This is a genomic window from Mesorhizobium sp. B2-3-4 (genome assembly GCF_006442315.1).
In the GTDB taxonomy this organism is placed as follows: Bacteria; Pseudomonadota; Alphaproteobacteria; order Rhizobiales; family Rhizobiaceae; genus Mesorhizobium.
The window spans coordinates 107,624-132,612 of the sequence record NZ_VFVY01000008.1 but is presented as its reverse complement, the minus strand read 5'-3'; the positions used below and the strand labels follow the sequence as shown (position 1 = coordinate 132,612).

24 protein-coding genes are annotated in these 24,989 nt (G+C 64.3%); 7 read left to right on the top strand and 17 right to left on the bottom strand.

The genetic code is table 11. The features are described from left to right. Positions 1 to 117 precede the first annotated feature (117 nt). From FJ967_RS14445 to FJ967_RS14435, 3 genes are read left to right on the top strand one after another with little or no spacing between them, the layout of a single operon-like run. Positions 118 to 1,164 (top strand): class II aldolase/adducin family protein, encoded by a 1,047-nt coding sequence (locus FJ967_RS14445; protein ID WP_140732493.1) that lies wholly within the window; start codon positions 118 to 120, stop codon positions 1,162 to 1,164. A 15-nt stretch (positions 1,165 to 1,179) separates the two neighbouring features. Beyond that, entirely contained in the window at positions 1,180 to 2,454 is a 1,275-nt protein-coding gene (locus FJ967_RS14440; protein WP_140732492.1) for an FGGY-family carbohydrate kinase, read from the top strand. Next, positions 2,451 to 3,302, top strand: a complete 852-nt coding sequence (locus FJ967_RS14435; RefSeq protein WP_140732491.1) for a TIGR01459 family HAD-type hydrolase — start codon at positions 2,451 to 2,453, stop codon at positions 3,300 to 3,302. The genes FJ967_RS14440 and FJ967_RS14435 overlap by 4 nt, the downstream gene beginning before the upstream one ends. On the opposite strand, the gene FJ967_RS14430 is transcribed toward FJ967_RS14435, so the two are convergent. After that, on the bottom strand, positions 3,289 to 4,299 hold the full coding sequence (locus FJ967_RS14430; RefSeq protein ID WP_140732490.1) for a sugar-binding transcriptional regulator: 1,011 nt from the start codon (positions 4,297 to 4,299) through the stop codon (positions 3,289 to 3,291). The genes FJ967_RS14435 and FJ967_RS14430 overlap by 14 nt on opposite strands. Positions 4,300 to 4,453: 154 nt before the next feature. On the opposite strand from FJ967_RS14430, the gene FJ967_RS14425 reads away from it, so the two are divergent. Beyond that, entirely contained in the window at positions 4,454 to 5,254 is an 801-nt protein-coding gene (locus tag FJ967_RS14425; RefSeq protein ID WP_140732489.1) for a hypothetical protein, read from the top strand. A gap of 41 nt (positions 5,255 to 5,295) precedes the next feature. On the opposite strand, the gene ptsP is transcribed toward FJ967_RS14425, so the two are convergent. The 5 genes from ptsP to FJ967_RS14400 form a co-directional block, all read right to left on the bottom strand. Continuing rightward, entirely contained in the window at positions 5,296 to 7,278 is a 1,983-nt protein-coding gene (gene ptsP / locus FJ967_RS14420) for a phosphoenolpyruvate--protein phosphotransferase (RefSeq protein ID WP_140732488.1), read from the bottom strand. A gap of 57 nt (positions 7,279 to 7,335) precedes the next feature. Then, entirely contained in the window at positions 7,336 to 7,716 is a 381-nt protein-coding gene (locus tag FJ967_RS14415; protein WP_140732487.1) for a PTS glucitol/sorbitol transporter subunit IIA, read from the bottom strand. Between the two features lie 30 nt (positions 7,717 to 7,746). Further along, positions 7,747 to 8,751: a PTS glucitol/sorbitol transporter subunit IIB gene (locus FJ967_RS14410; RefSeq protein WP_140732486.1), complete on the bottom strand. Its 1,005-nt coding sequence runs from the start codon at positions 8,749 to 8,751 to the stop codon at positions 7,747 to 7,749. A 15-nt stretch (positions 8,752 to 8,766) separates the two neighbouring features. Next, complete coding sequence (locus tag FJ967_RS14405) at positions 8,767 to 9,528, bottom strand: PTS glucitol/sorbitol transporter subunit IIC (protein ID WP_127279228.1); 762 nt, start codon at positions 9,526 to 9,528, stop codon at positions 8,767 to 8,769. 104 nt (positions 9,529 to 9,632) lie between these two features. Further along, positions 9,633 to 10,070, bottom strand: a complete 438-nt coding sequence (locus FJ967_RS14400) for a transcriptional regulator GutM (protein ID WP_140732485.1) — start codon at positions 10,068 to 10,070, stop codon at positions 9,633 to 9,635. Positions 10,071 to 10,262: 192 nt separating this feature from the next. On the opposite strand from FJ967_RS14400, the gene FJ967_RS14395 reads away from it, so the two are divergent. Both FJ967_RS14395 and FJ967_RS14390 read left to right on the top strand, forming a co-directional pair. Further along, positions 10,263 to 10,904, top strand: coding sequence for a hypothetical protein (locus FJ967_RS14395; RefSeq protein ID WP_140732484.1), 642 nt, complete (start codon positions 10,263 to 10,265; stop codon positions 10,902 to 10,904). A gap of 101 nt (positions 10,905 to 11,005) precedes the next feature. After that, a complete protein-coding gene (locus FJ967_RS14390) occupies positions 11,006 to 11,680 on the top strand; it encodes an HAD family phosphatase (protein ID WP_140732483.1) in 675 nt (224 codons plus the stop codon). Positions 11,681 to 11,691: 11 nt separating this feature from the next. On the opposite strand, the gene FJ967_RS14385 is transcribed toward FJ967_RS14390, so the two are convergent. The 7 genes from FJ967_RS14385 to FJ967_RS14355 all read right to left on the bottom strand — a co-directional run bounded on the left by FJ967_RS14385 (position 11,692) and on the right by FJ967_RS14355 (position 19,874). Beyond that, positions 11,692 to 12,648, bottom strand: coding sequence for a DUF930 domain-containing protein (locus tag FJ967_RS14385; protein WP_140732626.1), 957 nt, complete (start codon positions 12,646 to 12,648; stop codon positions 11,692 to 11,694). 162 nt (positions 12,649 to 12,810) lie between these two features. After that, positions 12,811 to 13,965, bottom strand: a complete 1,155-nt coding sequence (locus tag FJ967_RS14380; protein WP_140732625.1) for a DUF930 domain-containing protein — start codon at positions 13,963 to 13,965, stop codon at positions 12,811 to 12,813. A 144-nt stretch (positions 13,966 to 14,109) separates the two neighbouring features. Continuing rightward, positions 14,110 to 14,868, bottom strand: coding sequence for a 5'/3'-nucleotidase SurE (locus FJ967_RS14375; protein WP_140732482.1), 759 nt, complete (start codon positions 14,866 to 14,868; stop codon positions 14,110 to 14,112). Continuing rightward, the gene (locus FJ967_RS14370) at positions 14,865 to 16,031 is read right to left on the bottom strand and encodes an MBL fold metallo-hydrolase (protein WP_140732481.1); all 1,167 of its coding nucleotides are present in this window, start codon (positions 16,029 to 16,031) and stop codon (positions 14,865 to 14,867) included. The genes FJ967_RS14375 and FJ967_RS14370 overlap by 4 nt, the downstream gene beginning before the upstream one ends. Continuing rightward, positions 16,031 to 17,110, bottom strand: a complete 1,080-nt coding sequence (locus tag FJ967_RS14365) for an ABC transporter ATP-binding protein (protein ID WP_140732480.1) — start codon at positions 17,108 to 17,110, stop codon at positions 16,031 to 16,033. Before FJ967_RS14365 ends, FJ967_RS14370 begins: the two co-directional genes overlap by 1 nt. Further along, on the bottom strand, positions 17,098 to 18,801 hold the full coding sequence (locus FJ967_RS14360) for an iron ABC transporter permease (protein WP_140732479.1): 1,704 nt from the start codon (positions 18,799 to 18,801) through the stop codon (positions 17,098 to 17,100). Before FJ967_RS14360 ends, FJ967_RS14365 begins: the two co-directional genes overlap by 13 nt. A gap of 86 nt (positions 18,802 to 18,887) precedes the next feature. After that, positions 18,888 to 19,874 carry an ABC transporter substrate-binding protein gene (locus FJ967_RS14355; RefSeq protein ID WP_140732478.1) on the bottom strand — a complete coding sequence of 329 codons (987 nt, stop codon included), beginning with the start codon at positions 19,872 to 19,874 and terminating at the stop codon, positions 18,888 to 18,890. Between the two features lie 261 nt (positions 19,875 to 20,135). Between FJ967_RS14355 and FJ967_RS14350 the strand changes: the two genes are divergently transcribed. Next, positions 20,136 to 21,107: a sugar-binding domain-containing protein gene (locus FJ967_RS14350; protein WP_140732477.1), complete on the top strand. Its 972-nt coding sequence runs from the start codon at positions 20,136 to 20,138 to the stop codon at positions 21,105 to 21,107. Positions 21,108 to 21,121: 14 nt separating this feature from the next. On the opposite strand, the gene FJ967_RS14345 is transcribed toward FJ967_RS14350, so the two are convergent. From FJ967_RS14345 to FJ967_RS14330, 4 genes are all read right to left on the bottom strand, one after another. Further along, positions 21,122 to 21,490 (bottom strand): hypothetical protein, encoded by a 369-nt coding sequence (locus FJ967_RS14345; RefSeq protein ID WP_140732476.1) that lies wholly within the window; start codon positions 21,488 to 21,490, stop codon positions 21,122 to 21,124. Between the two features lie 112 nt (positions 21,491 to 21,602). Further along, positions 21,603 to 22,958, bottom strand: coding sequence for a pyruvate dehydrogenase complex dihydrolipoamide acetyltransferase (locus tag FJ967_RS14340; protein ID WP_140732475.1), 1,356 nt, complete (start codon positions 22,956 to 22,958; stop codon positions 21,603 to 21,605). A 3-nt stretch (positions 22,959 to 22,961) separates the two neighbouring features. After that, entirely contained in the window at positions 22,962 to 23,960 is a 999-nt protein-coding gene (locus FJ967_RS14335) for an alpha-ketoacid dehydrogenase subunit beta (RefSeq protein ID WP_140732624.1), read from the bottom strand. Further along, complete coding sequence (locus FJ967_RS14330; protein WP_140732474.1) at positions 23,960 to 24,988, bottom strand: thiamine pyrophosphate-dependent dehydrogenase E1 component subunit alpha; 1,029 nt, start codon at positions 24,986 to 24,988, stop codon at positions 23,960 to 23,962. Before FJ967_RS14330 ends, FJ967_RS14335 begins: the two co-directional genes overlap by 1 nt. Position 24,989: the final 1 nt, after the last annotated feature.

Genomic DNA, 24,989 nt, shown 5'->3' with positions numbered 1-24,989 from the left:
CAAGCCAGATTTGACGATAGTAGATCATCATTGACGTAGATCACTCATATCTGCGATATCACGCCGAACGCCGGTCCTGACAATGGGATTTTCGTGTGGGCGTTGGAGAAAGGTGCCATGGCAACCCAAGCTGATGCACAGGAACTGGCTGCCTTACGGGCGCTTTCGGCCAGCATCGGGGTGAACCCGCATATGACGCAGGCGGCCGGCGGCAACACCTCGCTCAAGGCCGGCGACACACTGTGGATCAAGGCTTCGGGTACCTGGCTGAAGGATGCGCTCAGCCATGACATCATGGTGCCGGTGGCAATGGCACCGCTGCTCGAGGCAGTCGAACAGCGCGATCCGGCCGCCGACAAACCGCAGGCCTTCGCCATCAAGGACCTCAATCCGCGCGGCCTGCGCCCGTCGATAGAGACAACAGTGCATGCCCTGATGCCGCAGCGCGTGGTCCTGCACGTCCATTGCGTCGACACGATTTCGCTTGCCGTGCAAGCCGATGGTGAGGCCGAGGTCGCCAGGCGGCTTGGCGGCATCGAATGGGCCTGGGTGCCTTATTTCCGGCCTGGCCTGCCGCTTGCGCGCGGCATTGCCGAGAAGATGCGACCTGGGGTCGACGTGCTGATCCTCGGCAATCACGGGCTGGTGGTCGCCGCCGAAACCGTCGCCGAGGCGGAGGTCTTGCTGTACCGTGTCCGCTCGTTGCTGGCGCGGCCGCCGCGCCCGGCCGCACTACCCGATCTCTCGGCCCTTGCGGCGTTGGCTGGCGATAGCCCATACCGATTGCCGGCGGATATCGAAGCGCATGCCGTCGCGCTCGATGCGGAAAGCCTTGATATGGCCGAGGCCGGCAGCCTCTATCCGGACCATGTCATCTTCCTCGGCCAGGGTTCGGTCGTGGCCCGGCCGGGCGAGAACGCGGCCGCGGTTATCGCCCGGCTCGGCTCGAAACCGATGGCCATCCTATTCCCCGGCACGGGTGTGCTCATGCGTGGCGATGCCGGTGCCGGCGCCGACGCCATGCAGCGCTGCCTTGCCGACGTGGCGGCACGCGTCGATAGTGGCGCGCGGCTGAACTATCTCACCGCCGCCGAGAATGACGAACTGGTCAACTGGGACGCCGAGCAATATCGCCAGAAGCTCAACGCCGCCGGCACGGCCTAGCGAGGGACGGACGGCATGACGCCACTTGTCGTCGGCATCGACATCGGCACATCAGGCGCCCGCGCCGTCGCCATGCGCCGGGATTTTTCCATCGCCGGCCGGTCCGCCGTGCCACTCGACAGGTTTGGCCAGAATCCCCGCGACCCCTCGACATGGTGGCAAGCGGTCCAGGCGGCACTGGTGCAATTGCTTTCAGACATCGACCGTGCCGCGATCCGCGCCATCGCCGTCGACGGTACGTCGGGCACGCTGCTTCCGGTCGACATTGACGGGCGGCCGCTGATCGAACCGCTGATGTACAACGACAAGGTCGACGACGCCGACATCCTGGCCGCCGTCGCCCGCGAGGCGCCGGAAGCGAGCGCCGCCCATGGCGCTACTTCCGGCCTCGCCAAAGCGCTCCGGTTCCAGCATCTGCCGGGCATCGCCGGCGTGTTGCATCAGGCCGACTGGATCGCCGGCCACCTGTCCGGCCATTTCGACGTCAGCGACGAGAACAATGCGCTAAAGACCGGCTACGATGTCGAGGCCCGCCGCTGGCCGGACTGGATCGCGGCCACCGGCATGCGCACGGACTTGCTGCCGCGCGTCGTCGAGCCGGGCGATGTCACCGGCACGCTTACCGCGACCGCCGCGGCACTTTTCGGCCTGCCGCGCGATGTGGTCGTGGTGGCCGGCACGACGGACGGCTGCGCCTCGTTCCTGGCCACAGGTGCGGCGGCAGCCGGCGACGGTGTCACCGCGCTCGGTTCCTCGCTGACCATCAAGATCCTGTCCGACCGGCCGATCTCGGCGCCGCGCTTCGGCATCTACAGTCATCGGCTGGGCGACGTATGGCTGGCGGGCGGCGCCTCGAATTCCGGTGGCAAGGTGCTGGCCCGGCATTTTGCGTTGCCCCGCATCGTCGAACTCAGTGCGGCGATCGATCCCACGACCGAAACCGGTCTCGACTACTACCCGCTCGCCGCACCGGGAGAACGGTTCCCGATCGCCGATCCCGCGCTGCCGCCACGCCTTACCCCTCGGCCGGCCGACGACGCCGACTTCCTCAAGGCGATGTTCGAGGGCATGGCGGCCATTGAAGCGCTTGGCTACGGCAGGCTGGCCGAACTCGGCGCACCGGTCCTCACCTGCGTCCGCAGCGTCGGTGGTGGCGCCGCCAATCCGGTATGGAGTGCGATCCGGCAGCGCAAGCTGGGCGTCGCTTTGGCGCCGGCCCTGTCGGACGAGGCGGCCGCCGGCACGGCGCGGCTGGCGCTGAAGGGCGCAAGTAAGGCTGGGCTTCCATGAACACGAAAAAGGTCGAACATCTAGACGGCATCGCATCGCTGGCGCAACGATACGAGGTCTTCCTGCTCGACCAGTTCGGCGTTTTGCATGACGGCCAGGCCCCTTATCCCGGCGCGGTCGCGGCGCTCTCGGCGCTGAAGCGGGCCGGCAAGACGGTGGCGCTGATATCCAATTCCGGCAAGCGCGCCAGACCCAACGAGGATCGTCTGCTGAAGCTCGGCTTCGAGGCCGGCAGCTGGGATCATTTCGTGTCTTCAGGCGAGGTGGCGTGGCTGCTTTTTCACGAGATGACGGCGACAGGAGCTTTGCGGCCCGGCACGAAATGCCTGCTGATCAGCCGCGACGGCGATCGTAGCGCGATTGACGGCCTGCCCTTCGCGCTGACCGCAACCGGCGAGGACGCCGAACTGGTGCTGATCTCGGCCAGCGAGGGCGACCTTCACGACCTCGACCATTATCGTGAACTGCTCGCCCCGGCGGCAGCGCGGCAGGTGCCGTGCTTCTGCACCAATCCCGACAGGATCATGCTGACGGCGGTCGGACCTCGCTTCGGTGCCGGCGAGATCGCGGATCTCTACGAGAGCCTCGGCGGCAGCGTCACCCGCATCGGCAAGCCCTATCCGGCGATTTTCGAGGCGGCGCTTGCGCTCACCAGCGAACCGGAGCGCCAAGGCGTTGTCTGCGTCGGCGACAGCGTCGAGCACGACATCGCAGGCGGCAACGGTGCCGGCATCGCAACCGCCCTGGTGTTGAGCGGGATACTGGCCGACACGCCTGACCTCGCCGCCGTTTTCGACGAGCACGACGCCTGGCCGGACTACATCACCGCGTCCTTCAGCTTTCGCTGACCGCCGTCAGCATCCGCCTGGCGCTTTCCTCATCGGTGATCAGTATGGTCGGCGCAATCAAGTTCATGGCACCGAGCAGCGCCTCAGTCTTCTCCGCGCCGCCGGAGGTGAGGATGCGGATCGGCGCCTTGCGCAGCCGGTCGACATCCACCGACATCACATGGTTGTTGACGGGATGGTCGACCAGATCGCCATTGCGGTCGTAGAAATGGAACAGGAGATCGCCGACGGCGCCGCGCGCGAGCAGCGCCTCGCGATCCGATTCCTTGAGGAAGCCGCCGCGCGAGAAAGTGGTGGCCGAAGCGATGCCGCCGACGCTCAGCAGAACGGCATCGAGCGCGTCAGCCATTTCAAAAACCTCCTGCAGGCCGCAGCGCTCAATCAGCGCGATCTTGGTCTCGACACTGTCGACGACGGCCGGCGTCGGCATCAGGTAGCCGTCGCCCTGGAATATCTGGGCAAAGCGCCAGGCGAACTCGGCCGGGTTGACCCGGCGCGCGACGCCGACGCCGCCAAGCAGCGAAATCACCTTGAAATCGGTCAGCGATTTTGCGCTGATGAACGGCAAGGTGTGGAACAGCGTGTTGCCCCAGCCGACGCCGACCTGCATGCCGGATTTCATCGCGTCCGACAGGAACATGCCGGTTTTGGCGGCGATTGCCGGGATCGGATCGGCATTGGCCGCGGTCAGCGGCGCCACCAGCGCCTGCTGCAGGCCGAAGGTCCTTTCGAGTGCGCGCTCCAGCCGCACGATCTCCAGAAGCTCGCTCTCGATGGTGATCTTGACTTCGTTGCGCGAGCGGGCCTCCGCCAGCATGCGCACGATGGTGACGCGGCCGACGCCAAGTACGTCGGCGATCTCGTTCTGCGTCATCTGCTCGACGAAATACATCCAGGCAGCGCGGATCCTGAGGCGATCCGTCCGGCTCTCGCTGACGACCTGCTCGGATATTTCGGCCCGATCGTTCTCGCTATCGCCTTGCCGTCGCCTGCCCAATTGTCTGTCTCCCCCGCGCCGATGGACGAGCCATCGCCGATTCTCCATGCTGGTTTAATATCGCCTATTGATCTACCAATCGAGAGGAACAATGTAGGGTTGACGTCCGGCCCCTGCCGGCCGCGATCAGTAGAAGATTTCGAGGCGATCCGCGATGCTGCGACAAATCTCCGAAGATGTCCGCGTCAATCTCAAGGACCGGCTGCGGGAAGTCCGCGACATCATCCGCCAGAGCCGCCATGACGGTGCCAGCGAGGCCAGCTTGCTGCGAGAAGCCACCAGCCATCTGCCGCCTTTCCCGGGCAAAGGCATCGAAGGCCTGCTCAGCCATGCCGCCAGTGCCGTCGACGAAGCGTTGTCGATCGCTGAATCCTTCGTTCCGCATGAGCGCCCGATAAGGGTGGACGGAACGACCGTCAAAGGTCTCGGCACCTATTTTCCGGCTGGGGACGAAGAACGGCAACTGGGCGCGGAGCGCCTGTTCCGGCGCGACATGTATTATCTGGGCAAGGCGGTGCTTGCCGGGCTGAAAATCGACAATGCCCGTATTCATGAAGCCGGCTTCGCCGCCGTCCATGCGGCCATGCGCAAGCGCCATGGCGATCTGTTGGCCGCGCTTGCCGCGCCGGATGCCGGACTGCAGGCGATCGCGGCGACGTGTTCGGCGCTGCTGGTGGAGTGCCTCGGCCAGCGCCCGATCCGTTTTGGCGATGCCGCCCCGGACGCAACCGCAATCGGAGACAAGGCGCTCGACATAAGCTGTCTGGCGCCGATCGTCCTTGCCTGCGGCCTGGCGACGACCGGCCGCGATGGCGCGCCGGAACCCGATATGCTGGAGATCGCGATCCTGGCCGCCGAAATACGTCGCGACCGCATCGTCCAGGCCTGCGCCAAGGCAACCCCGGTCGGTGAATTGACACCTGTCTTCGCCACCTTGCTTGCGCATTTGCCGTAAGGCCTCCCAGCGCAGTTCCAGGAACAGAACGGGCTGCGGACCTATTCCCCGGCCGCCATTGCCGTGATCGTCTTCTTGGCGCGCTGGATCGAGGCCGGGCTCATCGACAGCTCGGTCAGGCCCATTTTCACGAAGATCGGGATCAGATCCGGCCGTCCCGCCGCCTCGCCGCACATGCCCACCATGATGCCGGCCGCGACGCCGGCCCTTGCGGTCAGCTCGATCGCCGACATGACGGCCGGGTTGGTGACGTCGTTGAGCTTCGCTACGGTCGGGTTGAGCCTGTCGGCGGCCATGATGTACTGGGTCAGGTCGTTGGTGCCGATAGAGAAGAAGGCAACCTCTTTGGCCAGTGCCGGCGCGATCAGCACGGCAGCCGGCGTCTCGATCATCACGCCGAGATCGAACGACGCATGCGGCACGCCTTCCGCCCTGAGTTCGGCGGCGCATTCGTCGACCAGCACGCGCGTCTGCCGCACCTCGCCAAGGTCGGAGACCATCGGCAGCATGACCTTGATATTGCCGTGCACGGCGGCCCTCAGCAGCGCCCTGATCTGGCGCTTGAAGATATCGGGCCGGTCGAGGCACATACGGATGCCGCGCCAGCCGAGGAAGGGGTTCTCCTCGTCGGGGAATTCGATGCCGGCGATCGGCTTGTCGCCGCCAATGTCGAGCGTGCGCACGATGACTGGATAGGGTGCGAAGGCCTTGGCCAGCGCCGCATAGGTCTCGGCCTGCATGTCTTCCGACGGCAGGTGCATGTGGCGCATGAACAGAAGCTCGGTCCGGAACAGGCCGACGCCCATGGCGCCCGCTTCCTGCGCCGCTTCGATCTCCTCCAGCGAGCCGATATTGGCCGCGACCTCGATGATCCTGCCGTCCGCCAGCTTCGGCGTCACCGTCTTGAAGGCTGTCAGGCCGGCACGCTCCTTCGCCGCCGCTTCGACACGGCCGGCGAAATCGGCACGCGTGGTCGAATCTGGGTCGATGATCACCTGTCCACTGTTGCCGTCGAGTGCCACTTCCTGCGCGGTGCGCAAGGCATTGATCCGGTCGCCGAGGCCCAGCACCGCCGGAATGCCGTGCGAGCGGGCGATGATGGCGATATGCGAGGTGGCGCCGCCATGGCCGCACACCACGCCGCCGATGCGTTTCAGCGGCGCGCGCGCCAGATCCCAGGCACCGATATCGTCGGCGATGAGAACCGCCCCTTGCGGAATGTTTTCGAGGCTGACGTCGTCCTGTCCGAGCAGCACCAGGCAGATCTGCCGCCCAACCGCATGGACATCGTCCGCCCGCGCATTGAGATAATGATCGTCGACGGCGCTGAAATCGGCGGCGATGATGGAGGCGGCGGTGATGGTGGCCGAGACCGCGTCACTACCGCCCTTGATGGCCTTCTCGGCCTCGCCGGTCAGACTGTCGTCGGCGGCGATATCCCTCAGTGCCGCGACAATACCGCGGTCTCCGGCCGACAGATTGTCCTGCGCCAGCGCCCGGTCCATGCGCGCCTGCACGCTGGCGACGGCGGCGCGGAACCTGTCGATCTCGCCGGCGATTTCTCCCGCCTGCAGCATCCGGCCCTGTCCCGATATTTCCGGCGGGAAATGCGCGAAGGCCGGCCCGATGGCGACGCCCTCGCTTGCGGCGACACCGCGCAGACCGCTTGCGTCGCCTGATGCCGCCGGCGCGGTTTCGATCGCCGGCGCGGGTGCGGTATCCTTGCCTGCGTCGTTCGCCGGAGCGTGGATCTCTTCGTCTTCGAGACCCGCCTTGGGGTTCTCGAGATAGCCGATCAGCGCCTCGATCGCCTCGATGGCGTCGGCGCCATTGGCCCGCACCGTGACTTCCTGGTTTTCCTTGACCGCAAGCAGCATCAGCTTGACCGAGCTCTTGGCGCTGACCGCCTTGCCGTCCTTGACCAGCTCGACGTCGGATTCGAAACCCTTGGCGAGCTTGACGAAACGCGTTGCGGGACGGGCGTGCAGACCTTCATGCACTCTGACGATGGTCGAGCGTTCCATGGCAATTTACTCTTGTTATGGGCGCCTCGCCCAGCATAGGCGGCGGCGCGGATGCTGTCAGGCGGCGATTGTGATGATCGCGTCGGTTTTCAAGGCTGCCACGAGCGCTTCGCCGTCGACTTGCGACGCGCATATCTCACCTGGCCTTTCGGCCTCGGCGGCGCCGTTGAACGAGATGACGACGTGCCCCATTTCGAGCACCTTGCTCCAGGCGCTGGACCCCACAGCCGTTATGACAGCCGAAACCGGTCCAATGGTGATCGAAGCGCCCCTGGCGGGCGCTCCGTCACTTGGTCCCTGCTCCGTCTTGTGGAGCACGGAGACTTCGGCAAGCTCGGGCGGCGAGCCATCCGCGAACAGGATGACCACGCCCCCTTCGGCAAGGTCCGCCACTTCGGGTCCGATTGCAGTGACCCGTGTCTTGAGAAGAACCGACATATGGCGAACCTCGTTGTTGTTGGTGTTTTTTTAAAACACGATCAGGGAGACGACCCAGGCGAACAGCACCGAGACCGGACCCATGATCTGGCGGCTGATGAGCACCGCCGGAACGCCGATTTCGATCGTCTTCGGCTTGGCCTCACCAAGCGCCAGGCCGACGGGGACGAAGTCGCAGCCGACCTGGGTATTGTAGGCAAACAGCGCCGGCAGGGCCATCGCCGGCGAAATCGTGCCGTTGGCGATCTGCGGGCCGATGATGGCCACGCCGATGACCTGCGCGATGACGGCGCCCGGTCCCAGGATCGGCGACAGGAACGGCAGGCCGCAGATCGCCGAGATGATCAGCAGGCCGACGATGTTGTTGGCCAGCGGTCCCATAGGCTGTGCCAGCACGTCGCCGATACCGGTGTAGAGGATCAGGCCGATGAGCATGGTCACGAAGGCCATGAACGGCAGCACGTTGCGTACCACCTGATCGATGGTGCGGCGGCCGGCATTGAAGAAGATACCGACCACGCGGCCCATGACGCGGCCGATCGAACTGATCAGGCCGATAAGCCCGCCTTCGCTCGGCAGCGGCTGCGGCGCGGCGGCCGCGGTGTTGTTGTTGGAACTCATCGATGCTGCTCCCCCCGCAGTGGTGACCGCTTCGGATCCGTCCGCCATTGTGACGTTGGCCGGCTTCACGCCCGAAACGTAGATGTCCTCGGTGATGAACTGGGCGAGCGGCCCAGCCTGTCCGACCGGCGTCAAATTGACGGTCGGGATGCGCTTGCGCGGATAGACGCCGCAGCGTGCGGTGCCGCCGCAATCGACGACGACGACCGCCATCTCGCTTTCGATCGGCGGCGCCTTGAAGCCGTCGACTGCCGTGGCGCCGGTCATGTCGGCGATGAGCTGGGCCACGGGATGGATGCCGCCGCCGGTGACGGAGACGATCTTGTCGCGCTGCGCGGTCGGCTCGATGACGAGCGGGCCGCCCCAGCCTGTGTTGCCCCGGGAGATTTTTACGGCTTTGAATGTCTTGGCCATGATGTCCTCCCCGCCTTACAGCTCGACGCCCTGGCGGCGCGCCATGATGGCGGTGATGCGCTCAGTCAGCATGCCCTTGAGCAGGATGACGACGAGGCCGACGATGGCGTACCAGATCGCCACCTTGACGTGGTAACCGGCAACGACGGCGCCCTTTTTCTCAAGCTCGAGCAGAGCCACGAGAATGCCGCCCCAGACGAAATATTCGCCGGGGTTGATATGCGGGAACAGGCCGAGCGGCGGATGCACGTAGGACACGGCCGCGTCGTAGAAGGCAGGCTTGTGCTTTTCTTCCAGGAACGATCCGAACGTATAGGCCATCGGGTTGGTGAGGAAGAACACCGCCAGCAGCGGCAGCAGCGTGTAGCGCGTCAGCGCGATCCGGCCGGCGCCTCGCGCCAGACCGTGGACGCGCTCCTCGCCGACCAGTTCGGTGACGGCGTAGAAGGCGGTCATCAGCACGACCAGCGTCGGGATGATGCCGGTGACGAAACCGGCGAACACTTCGCCGCCCTTCTGGAAGATGCCAATGAAATATTTACCGATGGCGGTCAGCCAGCCGAGTTGCTCTTCCTGCTGGACGTCCTTCAGTTTTTCCTTGAACTGATCGACGGTAATCGGCCCGCTGTCGGCCTGCGCCAGGACAACGAGATGGTCGGAAGCATGCTCGACGGCGAGCTTGCCATGCAATGCAGCGTCCGAAACCATGGCACCCGCGACATGCAAATTGTGCACGGCCATGTCGGCATGCTGCGCCAACAATGAAAATACAGACATTTCTCCTCCTTATGCCACCCGCCGGTTGATCCCAGTCGGTGCGCGGCGTCCTCTATCCCTTTGATCTAGAAACGGATTCGATTTCGATCTCAAATCGTCCGGCTCTAGGCCCTTGCTACGTTCAAACCGGACAGGCCCGGTTTCTTCCCCGGCTCCGACCGTGCTTTGTCGATTTGTTCGATCGCCCGTTTCACGGCCTCGGCCACACCGGGTTCCCCCTCCCCCATGATCGCAGGGTTGGACCGGAGTCGATCGAGGGGAACACCCTCGAATTCTTCATGTCGTTTGAATTTGGTGAAGACCGAACGGCCGGTCATCACCATCATGCGGCGCACGATCAGGTCAGGCGTCACCACGACCAGCGCGATGGTTCCCTTGGCGAATCGGCCGCGAAAATTGCCGGCGCCGACAAAGCCATCCTTGTATTGGTCGGTGACGCCCCGGAAGACATCCGAATAGTGCCGCATCTGCAGCCAGACGCCGAGCGATTGCAGCGCCCACACAATAACCAGCAGAAGCAGTCCCCACTGCCAGATCGCCATTCGGTTTCTCCTCCCGAGCCTAGGTTGAGGCGCACTTTGGACCGGCACACGACAACAGCAAAGTGAGAACATTTGTTTCCGCGAATGTCAATATGTATGATATTGGCCTCAACCACGGTCATCCACAGGGCCGCTGCACGATTTCGGCGGCGGCACGGCTGTGCTAGCCTGCCGTGAAACGGGATGCATGAAATGGAACTGCCCTTCAGGGATGAACTGGCGCTCATGCCCGATCTGCGCCACCGGTTGCGGCAACTGCGCTGGTTCCGCGCGACTTTCCGCGGCAGCGCCAAGGTCGTTTCGGACACGTTCGGCGTTCGCTTCGAGATCGACGAGGCCAGGCTGACCCGGGCTTTTCTCGACTGGGTCGAGATCATGGAGGCGCAGAAGCGCTTTGCCGCCATCGACCGCGCCGACTTCATCGTCTTCGCCGCCGGGCTGGTGCTGCGCGAACTGATCAAACAGGCCCCGGCCAGGGAGATCTCCGGACTTACCCAACTCATCGAGACCGATCAGAATGCCGGCACGCTGGACATCATCCGCTTCTGGCCGGAAGGCTTCCTCTACACCAATTACTGCGTCTCGGTGATTTCGGCCATTTACGAGCAGGAGTTCGGCTCGGCGCCAAGCATCGACAAATGCGCCGACGATCTTCGCACCTGGTGGTCCTATCGCGAGAACGTCACAGAGATGCCGGCCTATGCCGTGGCTTTCCTCGACCGTTTCCTCGGCGCCGAACCGAACTGGATCACCCCCGATCGTGCCCAGTCCCGGCAGGCCATGCAAAGGGCGCTGGGGTCTTCGCGAGCCAGCGATGCCTTGCGCCAGCTTTGAGCACCGCCGGCTTCGCATCTCTCCCAAAAAACGCCGCACTATTGAACATTTGATTTTTTGCCGATAGCGATGTGCGAAATTTGACGTGAGGAGACGAGCGCGTGGCGCGAGCAAGGCCTATCATTTTCGATTGCGACGGCGTTCTCGTCGACAGCGAGCCCCTGGCCGCCAGGGCCTATGAGCGCGTCTATGAAAAGCACGGCATGCCGGGCGTTCACGGCGGTATCATCGCCCAGTGCGTCGGCATGAAACAGGCCGACATCATCGTCAGGATCAAGGAATTGACCGGCCATCAGTTTCCCGCGGCCGCCGACGGCGACATCTGGGCCGAGACCAGGATCCTGTTTTCGCAGGAGTTGAAGCCGACACCGGGAATCGCGGCATTCCTCGAAACGCTCGAAGGCGACCGTTGCGTTGCCTCGTCATCCTCGGTCGAGCGCATAAACCACAGCCTGGCCATCACCGGGCTGGCAGGATTCTTCGGCGATGCGATCTACAGTTCCTCGATGGTCAAGAACGGCAAGCCGGCGCCCGACATCTTCCTGTTCGCGGCGGCGAATATGGACGCCAACCCGGCCGACTGCGTCGTCATCGAGGATTCGCCCTTCGGTATTCAGGGCGCTGTCGCCGCCGGCATGACGGCAATCGGCTACACCGGCGGCGGACACACCTATGCCGAGCATGCCGCACGGCTGACGGCGGCCGGCGCCGATTTCGTCTGCGCCGACTGGCAAGAAGTTAGCCGGCAATTGTCCGGGCTCCGCGTGCCGGCCTAGGCTGGCGGAAACTAGAGAGGCCGCGGCCATTCGCTGCGTGGAAGCTCGGCGCCGACACGGAAGTCGAACGACAGGACCCTCGTCGCATCGGTGTCGACCTCGCACCGGAAACTCAGATGGTACCATGTGGATGTCGTGCTGAAGGCGACATCCGGGGCGTCGATTATATTGCCCGCCTTCAACGGAACTTTCGGCCACTGAATGGGGAAATAGGAGCCTTCCACCAGTTGCCGTTGCAACTCGCTGGCGCAAAGCAGTGAAGCACGCTCACTGCGAGGCACGCCACCCATCGAGGTCGTGGCCAGCGCATCGCCGGTAGCGCCTTGCGAATAGAGCCTGCGAGCACCCGGAAGGCCCGAACCGTTGCCAGATGCAGACTTCGAGGCGTTTGAGGGGCTGGGCTTTGGCGCATTTGTAGGTTTGGGCGTCGGTTTCTCGGCCGACTTGGGAAGCTCGATCTCGCCGTCGGGGCCTAAAGGCGCTGGTGCCGCGCCCTGCCCGGAGTCTGCCGGCGTGGCCGGCTGGTTTTCTGCCGGGTTCGGCTCGACCCGCAGCTTCGAAGCGTCATCCTTGGCCGGCTCCGGCGAATTGTCCTGAGCGCTTGCCCCGTCCAGGGATTTCCTCGGGCCGGTATCCTTGTCGCCGAACTGAACGACAGGTTTCAGAGCCTCGATCGGCAGGGGCTTCTGAGCCTGCTTTTCCGGCGGAGGTGGCTTTTCAGCCGTCGGCGCAGGTGGTTTTTCAACCTTCGGCTCCGGTGGCTTGGGAGGCGGTGCTGGAGCGGGTTGCGGTTTCGGCTGATCGGGCGCAGGCACGAGCGCGACATTGACCGGCTGCTCATCCTGCGGCTGTTGGGAAGGCACGGGCAGGCCAAACACCAGGAGTGCCGCGACAAGCACGTGCAGCATCAGCGATGTGGGAATGCCCCACAACATATTCCGACGCCGTTCTCCTGCTTCGCCCTTCATCCTGACCGATGTGGAATGAAATAGCGGCGGCTTCAAGCATAGGCATTGGATTTGCGCAGTCCGGCCGCCGACAGAGAGCACGGCAGACGGCGGCCGGTGCCGATTTCGGCTGCGCCGACCGGCATGATGTTGGCTGGCAATGTCCGGGCTCGGCGTGCCGGCTCAGTTTAGACGATACTTCGTGAAACCACGGCTGGCCCATTCGCCAGGTGGGATTAATGACCCCACACGGAAGTTGAAGGATAGGACCCTCGTCGCATCGGCGTCGACTTCACACCGGAAGTTCAGATTGTACCAGGCGTTTCTGGTGCTGAAGGCAGCCAGCGGAGGATTGAGGACATTGCCCTTGTCCAGCGTAATGGTCGGCACCCATTTGATCGAATAGTCCGCACTTTGCAGTTCCTGGCTCAGGACATTGCCGCAAAGGGTAGCCACGCGCTGACCGCGCGGCACATTATCCATCGAGCTTGTCGCCAACGCATCGCCGGTTGCCCCTTGCGAGAAGAGCTTTCTGACGCCCGGAAGGCCGGAATAGACCGGCGAACCTGCGACGTCGTTGTTGGTCGGGTTTGACCTTCCAGCGTTCCCGGCCGGCGCCCTGAAGGCTTTCGCGGGTTTGAACGCCATTGTCTTGGCGGGTTTGGGCTTTGCCTTTGCAGTCGAGGCTGGAGGCGCCGGCTTGTCGCCGGTCTCAGCCGCCAATGGCTTTGGCTCCGCAACCGTTGGCTGCTCGGCGGGTTGCGGCGTGGGCTCCTGTTTGTCCGGCTGTTGTTTTTCAGTGTCCTCGGTCGGCTGCTTCTCTTCGTTTTGCGCGGGTTTGGCGTCCGGCGTAGCGGTGGCGGGTTTCTCGTCAGGCTTGCTGGGCTCTGCGTTTGGCGTTGCAGCCGGGGAGGGCTGGGCCGGTGCGGGCGTCGGTGCCGTAGCCGGCTTTGCCGCCTCATCCTTGGCCGGCGACGGCGTGTTGGGTTTGGCGCTGCTTCCATCGAGCGACTTTTCCGGCCCCGTATCTTTCTGGCCATACTGGAAAACCCGCTTCAGAACCTGTTCGTCCGGCTGTTTCGGTGGCTCCGGTGGCGGTTTTTGTTCAGGTGGCTTCTCAGCCTTCTTCGGCTCCGGTGGCTTTGGAGCGGGTTGCGGCTTAGGTTTTTCGGGCGGCGGCACGATCGCAACATTGACGGGCTGTTCCTGCTGAACCGGCTGCTGCTCGGACCTTGGCACGCCAAAGAACAAGAGCGCCGCGATCAAGGCATGCAGGACCAGCGATGCGGCCAAGGCCGATCGCCAATTGCGAAACCACTCTCCTATCTTGCCGTTCATTACGCCCGATGTGGAATGAAATAACGGCAGCTTCAAGCATAAGCATCGGATTGACGCAATTTGGCCGCTGACAGCTTGGTGACCTGAGGGCCGCGCGTCGCCACGCTCGCGTCGTTCAGGCGGCTCGACGATCCAGACCTGAAATCAGCAGGCTTCGCCGTTGCGCTGAATCCCGGCCAGAAGCCGCTCGTCCAGCCGCGTTTCGCCAAACCAGTTCAACCGGTTGAGGCTTACGAAACCCGCATCGATGGCGTCGTTTTCGTCCCCCGGTTCGCTCTCATGAGCCCGGCCACGCGGCACGGTGATGACGGTGCGATCCCCCTCGCTTTCCACGATCTCGGCCTTGCGGCCGATCTTGTCACGGCCGATGCGCGGCTGACGGATTTTGGCCGGCAACGCGGTCGGCAGGTTGACGCTGAGCCAATGCCCCTCCCTCGCCCAGTCGGCGCGCGATTGCCACAAAGAGCCGATCAACGCGCCGAGCCATTGGTCGTCGCCGTCGCTGAAATCAGGATTTTTCACCCGCGAAAAGCCGATCGCCGGTGTGCCCCAGAAGCTTGCTTCCCGGGCAATGCCGAGCGTACCGGAATAGGCAAGATCCTCGGCGACGTTGCGGCCGTCATTGACGCCCGCCAGCACCAGATCCGGTTTTGCCTCCTGTGCGAAAAGCCACGTCATCGCACTGACCACGCAGTCGGCCGGCGTGCCGGAGCAGGAATACCAGTTCGTCTTGACGCGCAGCATCGTCAGCGGCCTCGCGATCGTCAGCGACGAGCTCGCGGCGGTGCGCTTGCCGTCGGGCGCGACTACCCAGACATCGTCGCTCAGACCGCCGACGGCATTGACGAGACGAGCCAGTCCCGGCGCTTCGATGCCATCATCGTTGCAGATCAGGATTCTCATGATTTGCTCCTTGGCGGCACCGCAACGCGCTGGCCCGTACGCCATTGCGTCAGCAGCGGCGGAATATAGCTCTTCAGTTCATCGAGAAGATCGGGGGCACAGGAATGACCAAGCGCCGCGGGGCGTCCCGCCTTCTCCCAGATGCCAACCGTGCCCGAGAGTGTCGGATGGGTAGGCATGCGTATCCAGTCCGCCCGGCCTGCCTTGTAGAGGATCTCCCCAGGAGAGCCCGACGGCAGATGCCCAGTAAGCAGCACGGGATGGCCGACCCGTCCGGCAAGCGGCAACACTCTCGACGACGGACCGGCTTCGCCCATGCCGTCATCGGCCAGCAACGGCATCGACGGTAGCGGGTCGGTATCCGTCCAGTCGGTTGCCCCCTGCAAGCGGCGGCGCAGAATCTCGGAAACGCCGGGCAACAAGGATGCTCCGGCGTCCATCTGCGCCTCCAGCGATGAGCGCATGCCGGCATGGATCGCGAAGGGTCCGGGCAAAGCCGCGATCAGTTCCAGCGACCGGCCAGACAGCGGCGTCGGCAGGAGACATCCCTGCGGGTGCCGCGCCACCCATTCGGAAATTTCCCGTGCCCGGGCAGCCCCCGGCACGGGATCGGCGCCGTAGGACGCATCGAAGACCAGGAGATCACAGCGCGGGATCGTGTCCATGACGAAGACGTTGCTGTCCGGCACCACATCCGCCGAATAGGCGATATGGCTTTGCCCGTCATCGACGGTGAACCACACGCCACCGACGACGTGGCCTGAACGTCCCGTCCTGATCGTGAGATTGCCGCTCGCCAGCGTGTCCCCTGGTTCGAAGAGTTCGATACGGTCCCGAGGCAAGGGAAATCGCCTGAAGTCGCCCGGCTCGGCATAGGCGGCAAGCGTGGCCGGCGCCTCGTCGCGGGTCTCGACAGTCATGAAGACCGGGCCGCCATAGCCGCGCGACAACAACCAGCTCAGCGCGCCGACATGATCCTCATGGGCGTGCGAGACAAACACGGCATCGATGTCGTCGACCGGCCCGTCGAGCGCCGGATAATACTCCGCCCCGGAAGCGCCCACTTTGATGCCAACGTCGAGCAGGATGCGGTCGTCGCCACTGTTGACGGCGAGGCTCGTCCGGCCCTTTTCCCCAAAGCCGCCAAGCAGGTCCAGCCTCATCACGAGGCCACCACCGCTGCCGGGATCAGCCAGCCGGATTTTATCCGCAGCCGCGCCTCGGTTCCGCTCTCCAGCGTGACAGGATCGGATTGCTCGAAATGCAGGGTGAGGTCAGGTCCGGCGGCGGGTGCGAATTCGATGCGCGCCGCGCCGCCCTGATAGATAGCCCGCTTGACGAGGCCATCGAAGCCCGTGGCGTCGGCTGAGACTTCGAGGTCGCCGGAGCGGCAGCAGATCTTGGCGCCGGCGCGCGGGTGTTCACCGGGCCGGCAGCGGACCACGATTTCGGTTCCGAGAACCCGGACCTTGCAATGGCCGCCTTCTTCGCCCGTCAGGACATCCGCAGGCAACAATATGCCTTGCGAGATGAAGGACGCGACCATTTCATTTGCCGGCTCATGATAGAGCTCACGCGGTGTGGCAAGCTGCGCCAGGCGGCCATGATCCATCACCGCGATGCGGTCGGCCAATGCCATCGCCTCGGCCTGGTCATGGGTGATGTAGACGATTGTCGTGCCTGTGCGCTTGTGGAAGGCGGCGAACTCGTTCTCCATCGAGGCTCTGAGATGCACGTCGAGATTGGCCAGCGGCTCGTCGAACAGCACTAGCGACGGCGCCGCGACAAGGCAGCGGGCAAGGGCGACGCGCTGGCGCTGGCCGCCGGACAGATTGGCGGGCCTGCGTTCGCCCAGGCCTTGCAGGTTGACCAGCGCCAGCGCGTCTTCGACCTTCTGGCGCACCACCGCCTTGTCGAGCTTGGCCACCTTCAGCGAATAGCCGATGTTCTCGGCCACCGTCATGTGCGGCCATAGAGCGTAATTCTGGAAGACGATGCCGACACGCCGCTTTTCCGGCGCGACACTGCCACCGCTGTTCGAAACGACATCGCTGCCGATGCGGATCTCGCCCGAGGTTACTTTCTCGAAACCGGCAACGAGACGCAGCAGCGTCGTCTTGCCGCAACCGGAAGGCCCGAGCACCGCCAGGAACTCGCCATCGGCAACGTCGATCGAGACATCCTTCACCGCGTCGAAATCGGCGAAGCTCTTGGTCACACGGTCAAGGGTCAATCGCGCCATGGCAGAACTCCGCTCGGAAGATGAGGGGCAAGCAGATTGGTCACCAGCATCAGCACGAAGGTGACCGTGACCGTGATGACCGACATCGCCGCCGCATAGTTGGAATCGCCGCCCTGCTCGAAGGAGAACATGACCACGCCGATGGTCTCCGAACCCGAGGACCACAGCAGCGCCGAGACGGTGAGTTCGCTGAGCGCCGTCATGAAGATCAGCAGGCCGCCGGCGACCGCGGCCGGCGCCACAAGCGGAAAGACGATGGTGCGCAGGCGCGTGAACAGGCCGGCGCCAGCCACTTGAGCGGCCTCTTCCAGCGCCCGGTCGATCTGGTGATAGCCGCTGATGGTCGGCCGCAGCGCCAGCACCAGGAAGCGGGCGAGATAGGCATAGAGGATGATCCAGACGGTGTTGTAGAGTTGGATGCCGGTGAGCGGGATCGGCCGCAGGAAAAGCAGCAGCGAAGCGATCGCCAGCACCACGCCCGGCAAGGCATAGGGCAGTTCGACAGACAGGTTGAGCAGCCGCACCCAGCGTTGCTTGCCCCAGGCGATGAGATAGCCCACCGGCACGGCGACGACGACCGCGAAGAAGGCGGCCGCGATCGACAGCCAGAAGCTGTTGAAGAAGGCGCGGTTGGCGGCGTCATGCTCGAACAGCACGAAACGGTAATTGTCGAGCGTCGCCGTCTTGGCGGTGAGTGCGATGCCGTAGCCCGGCACCAGCGAGGTCAGCACCAGCCCGAACAGCGGCAGAACCAGCACCAGCAGGATGAGCAGCCACATGCCGGCCTGGACGACCGGACGCCAGCGGCCGAGTTCATAAGGTTGTGCCGGCAGCGATGTCGAGGAGATCCGGTAGTCGCGACGGCGGCTCATCATCTCCTGCGCGAGAATGCCGGCCATGGCGATGATGCCGATCAGCACCGACAGGAACGCGGTCTCGCCGAGCACAGAAGGGCCACCGCCGGCCAGCTTCTGATAGATGAGCGTCGGCAGCACCAGATAGTTGGCGGGAATGCCGAGAAAGGCCGGAATGCCGAAATTGCCGACGCAGGAGACGAAGGCAAGTGCTGCCGCCGCCATGATCGACGGCGTCATCAAGGGCAGCACGATGGTGACCAGCACGGTGAACCAGTTGGCGCCGCCCGCGCGGGCGGCTTCCACTAGCTCGCGCGGCAGCTTGCGCAGGCCGGCGCGCACCAGCAGGAACACCAGCGGACCATATTGCACGCCAAGCAGCAGGATGATGCCCGAGGTCGAATAAAGCGGGTTCTTCGTGCCGAGCGGCGGCGCCGCCCCGAAGAGTTTCAGGAACGGGCTTGCCGGGCCGAACAGTTGCAGCCAGGCGAGCGCCGTCACCTGCGGCGCGATCATCAGCGGCATGACATAGCACAGCACCAGGGCGCTGCGGCCACGTATGTCGGTCAAGGAGACGAGCACGGCCACCAGCGTTCCTGACAGCACCGCCAGCAGCGTGCCGCCGATGCCGACGACCAGCGTATGCCAGGTGGCGATCCAGGTCGCCGGACTTCTCAGCCCGGCCTCTACCGCCACGGTCGACAAGCTGCCGCCGGGTGCCACGATCTCCTTGACGAGGCGCAGCATGGGCAAAAGCGAAAGCAGGACGATGACGACGGCAACCGCCGCCGTCAGGACCATTTCCTGGCCCCGGCTCTCCCTGATGCGTGACGGCATGATTGCGTTTCCTGGGATTCGATGCGGGCGGGTTTGCCCGGAGCAAGCAGGATGCCGCTCACCGGCACCCTGCTGCGATCAGCGGCTCAGCCGCCGAACAGTTCCTGGAACTTCGCCTTGTCGGCGTCGGTCTTGGCGACGATCGCCTTGGTGTCGAACGGCATCACCTTGACCTTGACGCCTTCCGGCAGCCAGTCGGGGCGGCCGACCGAGGCACGCGCCGGCAGATAGCCCATCGACAGCGCCAGATTCTGGCCCTCGTCGGACAGAATGAAGTCGACGAACTTCTTGGCGCCGTCGACGTTCTTGGCCGTCTTCATGATGGCAACCGGCTCGGTCACGGCGGGCACCCCTTCGCTCGGGAACACGAACTCGACCGGCGAACCCTTCTTCTTGGCATTCATAGCCATGAAGTCGACGAGGATGCCGTAGGGCTTCTCGCCCGATGCCACTGACTTCAGCACCGCGCCATTGCCGCGCACGCTGACGGTGTTGTTGGCCTTCAGCTTCTGAAAGAAATCCCAGCCGTAATTGGTGTCGCCGGCGAAGCCCGAAAGCAGATAGGCCGCGGCACCCGAGTAGAGCGGGCTCGGCATGACCAGGCCGTCGGCATAGGCCGGCTTGGCAAGGTCGGCCCAATGCTCCGGCTTTTCGGCGGCGGCAGTGTTGTAGACGATGCCGGTGGTGATCAGCTTGCTGCCGAAATAGGTCTTGTCGGCGTCATAGGCATCCGGCTCGATGCCGTCGAGCTTGGCCTCTGGATAGGCCATCAGCCGGTCGTCTTTCTTCAGCAGCTCCATCGAGACAGCATCGGCGATCAGAAGCACGTCGGCCTGCGGGCTGCCGGCGGCGAACTCGGCCGCCATCTTGGTCAGGATGTCGCTGGTTCCGGAACGATAGATGGTAACGTCGATGCCGGGCTGTGCCTTCTTGAAGGCTTCGACGGTCTTGGCCGCGTCGGCTTCGGGCTGGGAAGTGTAGAGCGTAAGCGTTTCGGCATTTGCCACGCCGGCAAACAAAGTTGCCGCGAGTGCCAGCTGGCTGGCCAGCAGCTTGATGAATAGCGTCTTCATGAGACCTCCTGTCTTGTCTGTGCATGACCGGTCTGGCCCTGGCCAGCACCCCGTCTCTTCCTCCCTGCACGGCGCATATGACTGGTGGATGACACAGCGCGTGAAAGCCACAAAATATGTTCATATGTACAATGTCAATTACAAATGATCATAGCTGTGCGATAATCGTCAGCCGCGAACACGGCATCCGGTTGACATAAGGGCGGTGTTTCCAGGATGAGGGCAAAGCCGCCGGCCATGACACATGAGGGACGAGAATCCATGCCCACGGAAAAGCCCACTCCGGCGCGCCTGCCGATGGTCTCGTCGGACCTCAGCGTCAAGACGGCATGGCTCTACTATGTCGAGGGCTTCACCCAGGAACAGATTGCCGAAAAGCTCGATGTCTCCAGGGTGAAGGTGATGCGCACGCTGGCCGCCTGCACCGCCGAAGGCATCGTCGTCACCATGATCAACGCGCCGACAGCCGAACAGGTGGCGCTCGAGCGGGAGCTCGAAAAACGCTGGGGCCTCAATGCCGCAGTCGTCATTCCGACACCGTCCGTCCACGACCATCTGGAAAAAGCCATTGGCCACGCCGTGGCGGCCTATCTCGGCGAGCAGATGCAGGACGGCATGACGCTCGCCATCGGCGGTGGCGCGACGCTGCATGCCAGCCTCGGCTTTCTCGCCCGCCGGCAATTGAAGCGCGCCTCGGTTGTGGCGCTCGTCGGCAGCCTGCCGCATTCGCAATGGATCAACCCGTCGATCGTCGCCGCCAAGGTCGCCGATGTCTTCGAGGTCGACAGCTACCAGATCACCGCGCCGGTCACGGTGGACGATCCCGCGCTGCGCGAGTTGTTGTGGGCGCAGCCGACGCTGCAGGATGTGCGGCGCCGCGCGGCGGCGGCCGATATCGCGCTGCTCACCGTTGGCGACATGTCGCCCGACGCCACCATCTTCCGGCATGGCATCGTGGCGTCGTCGCTGATCGCGCCGCTCAAGGCCAGGGGCGCGGTCGCCAACATGCTTTGTTACTTTGTCGATGCCGCCGGGAGACTGGTCGATCATGAAGTCAACGGCTGCGTCATGGCCATCGATCTCGAGGTTGTCGGCCAGGTGCCGAATGTCGTGCTTGCCGCCGGCGGCAAGCGCAAGGTTGGAGCGATCCTTGCAGCGCTCAGGGCTGTCAGCACCAATGTCCTGATCACCGACAGCGACACGGCCAAGGCACTGCTGGCCAAGGCCGGCTGAGACGGAAGCGCGCTTTAGATGAGCCCGCGTTCGCGCAAAAAGTCCTCGACGCCGACATGGGTCATGGCTTCGAACTCGGCGATGGCCTCGGCCACGCGCCTGCGCTGAGCCGCGAGCAGGATGAACACCTGCTTCATCTCGCCTGAGACACCGAACCGGCTCCAGCGCTCGGCGATATGCGCGGGCAAGCCGATGTCGGTGCAGAACGCATCGAGGCTGTCATAGCCGAGACCGGCGACAAGCTGCTTTGTTTCTTCGGCCGACATGCGCGGCTCGAAGGCGTGGTCGTGTAGTCGCTGCGCCACCAGCTTGATGTCGGATGGCGACGCACCCATGACCTTGCCGAACAGGGTTCTCACGTCAGACGGGTCGAATGCAGGCATGCTGGCCTCCCTTGCTCGCAATCCACTGGGGAAGATGGGTCAAGGACCGCGGCCTGACAAGTCGTTTATATCATGAGCCGGCGCATCACTGGCGCCGGCCCGTGCCTGATGGCTAGACGAGCATGCCCATCGGATTTTCAATGAGGTTCTTGAAGGCGACCAGCAGTTCGGCACCCAGCGCTCCGTCGACGGCGCGGTGATCGGTCGACAGCGTCACCGACATCACGGTGGCGATCTTGATCTCGCCGTTCTTGACCACCGCCCGCTCCTCGCCGGCACCGACCGCCAGGATCGTCGCATGCGGCGGGTTGATGACGGCGGCAAAGTCCTTGATGCTAAACATGCCGAGATTGGAGACGGCCGTCGTGCCGCCCTGATACTCTTCCGGCTTCAGCTTGCGGCTGCGGGCGCGGCTCGCCAGGTCTTTCATCTCGTTGGAAATGGTGGACAGCGTCTTTTCGTCGGCTTTGCGGATGATCGGCGTGATCAGCCCGCCGGGGATCGACACGGCAACGCCGACATCGGCATGCCTGTGCTTGACCATGGCGCTCTCGGTCCAGGACGCATTGGCGTCCGGCACCGCCTTCAGGGCCATCGCCATGGCCTTGATCACCATGTCGTTCACCGACAGCTTATAGACCGGTGCATCGCCCTTGTCGGTCTTCTTCATCGGCGCGGCCACATTGAGCTGCGAGCGCAGCGCCAGCAGCGCGTCGAGCTCGCAGTCGAGCGTCAGGTAGAAATGCGGGATCGTCGACTTCGCTTCGACCAGGCGGCACGCGATGGTCTTGCGCATATTGTCGTGCGGCACGAGCTCGTAGGAGCCTGCCTCGAACAGTTTCAGCACCTGATCGTCCGACATTGCCTTCACGGCAGGGGCGGATGCGGTGCTCGTTGGAACCTCAGCGGGCGCCTTGGCTGCGGGTTCAGCTTTGGCACCGCCAGCAACCGCCGCGTCGATATCCGCCTTGACCACGCGGCCATGCGGCCCTGTGCCTGAGATGGCTGAAAGGATCAGGCCCGCCTCGCGCGCCAGACGGCGAGCCAGCGGTGTCGCGCGTCTGCCGGCTGACGACGGGTCGATCTCCCCCCTGGCGGGGGAGATGCCCGGCAGGGCAGAGGGGGACGCCTCGCGCTGAGAGGTCGGCGGGACAGCGTCCCCCTCTGTCGGCCTCGCCGACATCTCCCCCACGAGGGGGGAGATCGGCGCCTTATCCCCATAGACCTCGCCATCGGCATAAATCCAGGCGACGGGCGCGCCGACCGCGATGTCGACGCCTTCCTTGCCGGTCACGTCGCGCAAGATGCCGCTGGCCGGAGCGTCGATCTCCATAGCCGCCTTGTCGGTCTCGATCTCGAACAGCACGTCGCCCTTCTTGACCTGCTGGCCTTCCGTGGCGAACCAGCGCGAAATCTGGCCGGTCGCCATGTCCATGTCGACCTTGGGAAGAATGACTTCGGTCGGCATGGATCAGCGAACCCCTTTCACGAGGTCGCGCGCGGCGACGATGATGCCGGGAACCTGCGGCACGGTCGCCTTTTCGAGCTCCGGATTGTAGGGGATCGGCGTTTCCGCACCGCCCAGGCGCACGATCGGCGCGTCGAGATAGTCGAACGCCTCGCTTTCGGCGATCATGGCGCTGACCTCGGCGCCGATGCCCAGCGTCTTGACCGCTTCGTAGACGCACATCAGCCGCGACGTCTTCTTGACGCTGTCGATGACGGTCTGCTTGTCCATCGGCCGGATGGTCCTGAGGTCGACGACTTCGACGTCGATGCCTTCGGCTTCCAGCGCTGCCGCGGCGTCGAGCGCCTTCTGCACCATGATCGAGGTGGCGACGATGGTGAGGTCCCGTCCCTCGCGGCGGATGTCGGCCTTTCCGATCGGCACGGTGTAGTAGCCCTCGGGCACCGGGCCCTTCGCCTTGTAGAGCAGTTTGTGTTCGAAGATCATCACCGGATCGGGATCGGCGACGGCGGCCAGCAGCATGCCCTTGGCATCGTAAGGCGTCGCCGGCTGGATGACCTTCAGGCCCGGCACATGGCCGAGCCAGGCTTCCAGGCTCTGGCTGTGCTGCGCGGCCGCACCCGTGCCGGAGCCGGCGGGAAACCGCATCACCACGGGCACGGAAACCTCCCCACCCAGCATGAAGCGCATCTTCGCCGCCTGGTTGACGATCTGCTCCATGGCCAGCGTGGCGAAGTCGGAGAACTGGAACTCGAAGATCGGCCGCATGCCGGTGACCGCCGCACCCACCGCGACGCCGGCGCCGCCCAGCTCCGAGATCGGCGTGTCCAGAACCCGGTCGGCCCCATAGCGATCGACCAGGTCGCCGGTCACCTGGAAGGCGCCGCCGTAAACGCCGATGTCCTCGCCCATCAGGAAGACGCGCTCGTCCATGTCCATGGCGATCGCCATGGCTTCCTGGATCGCCTGGGCGTAGCTCAGTTCACGCACCATCGCGTCCATCACGCCTGCTCCGTGTAAACATAATTTCCGGTCTCGCTGACATCGGGCGACGGGCTCGCCTTGGCGAATTCGATGCCGTCGGCGATTTCCTTCGCCACCGCCTCGCGAATGGCCTCTATGCCCTTGTCGTCGATGAAGCCGAATTCCCTGAGCTCGCTCTCAAAGAGCGTGATCGGGTCGCGGTTCGACATCCAGTCCTCGATCTCCTCCTTTGTGCGATAGCGGTTGCGGTCGCTCTTGGAATGGCCGCGATGGCGGTAGGTCTTGGATTCGATCAGCGTCGGTCCCTCGCCCGCCCGCGCCCGTTCGACAGCCTTGTGCGAAGCCTCGGCGACTTCGGAGAAGATGTTGCCGTTGACGATAACGCCCGGCATCGAATAGGCGGCGGCGCGATCGGCGATGTTCTTCACCGCGGTCGACCGGGCCGTCGACGTCGACATGCCGTAGCCATTGTTCTCGCACACGAAGATGACCGGTAGCTTCCACACCGCCGCCATGTTGAGCGCCTCGTGGAAGGCGCCTTCATTGTTGGCGCCATCGCCGAAGAAGGAGACCACGACCTTGCCGGTCTTCATCATCTTGGAGGAGAGTGCCGCACCAACCGCGATCGGAATGCCGCCGCCGACGATGCCGTTGGCGCCGAGATTGCCCTTGGCGACATCGGCGATGTGCATCGAACCGCCACGGCCCTTGCAATAGCCCGTGGTCTTGCCGAAGAACTCGGCGAACATGCGCTTGACCTCGGCGCCCTTGGCGATGCAGTGGCCGTGGCCGCGGTGGGTCGAGGTGATCTGGTCATCCTCGGCCAGCGGCATGCAGATGCCCATGGCGCTGGCTTCCTGACCGATCGACAGGTGCATGGTGCCGTGGATGAGGCCGCGCATGTAGCTTTCCTCCGCGCCCTCTTCGAAGCGGCGGATGAGGTACATCTTGTAGAGCACCTGCTTGAGCTGCTCGGCGCTGTACTGGCGATAGACGAAAGGCAGGTTGGCGCGGCTGTCCGCGACGGCTTTGCTGGCTGTGGCCATG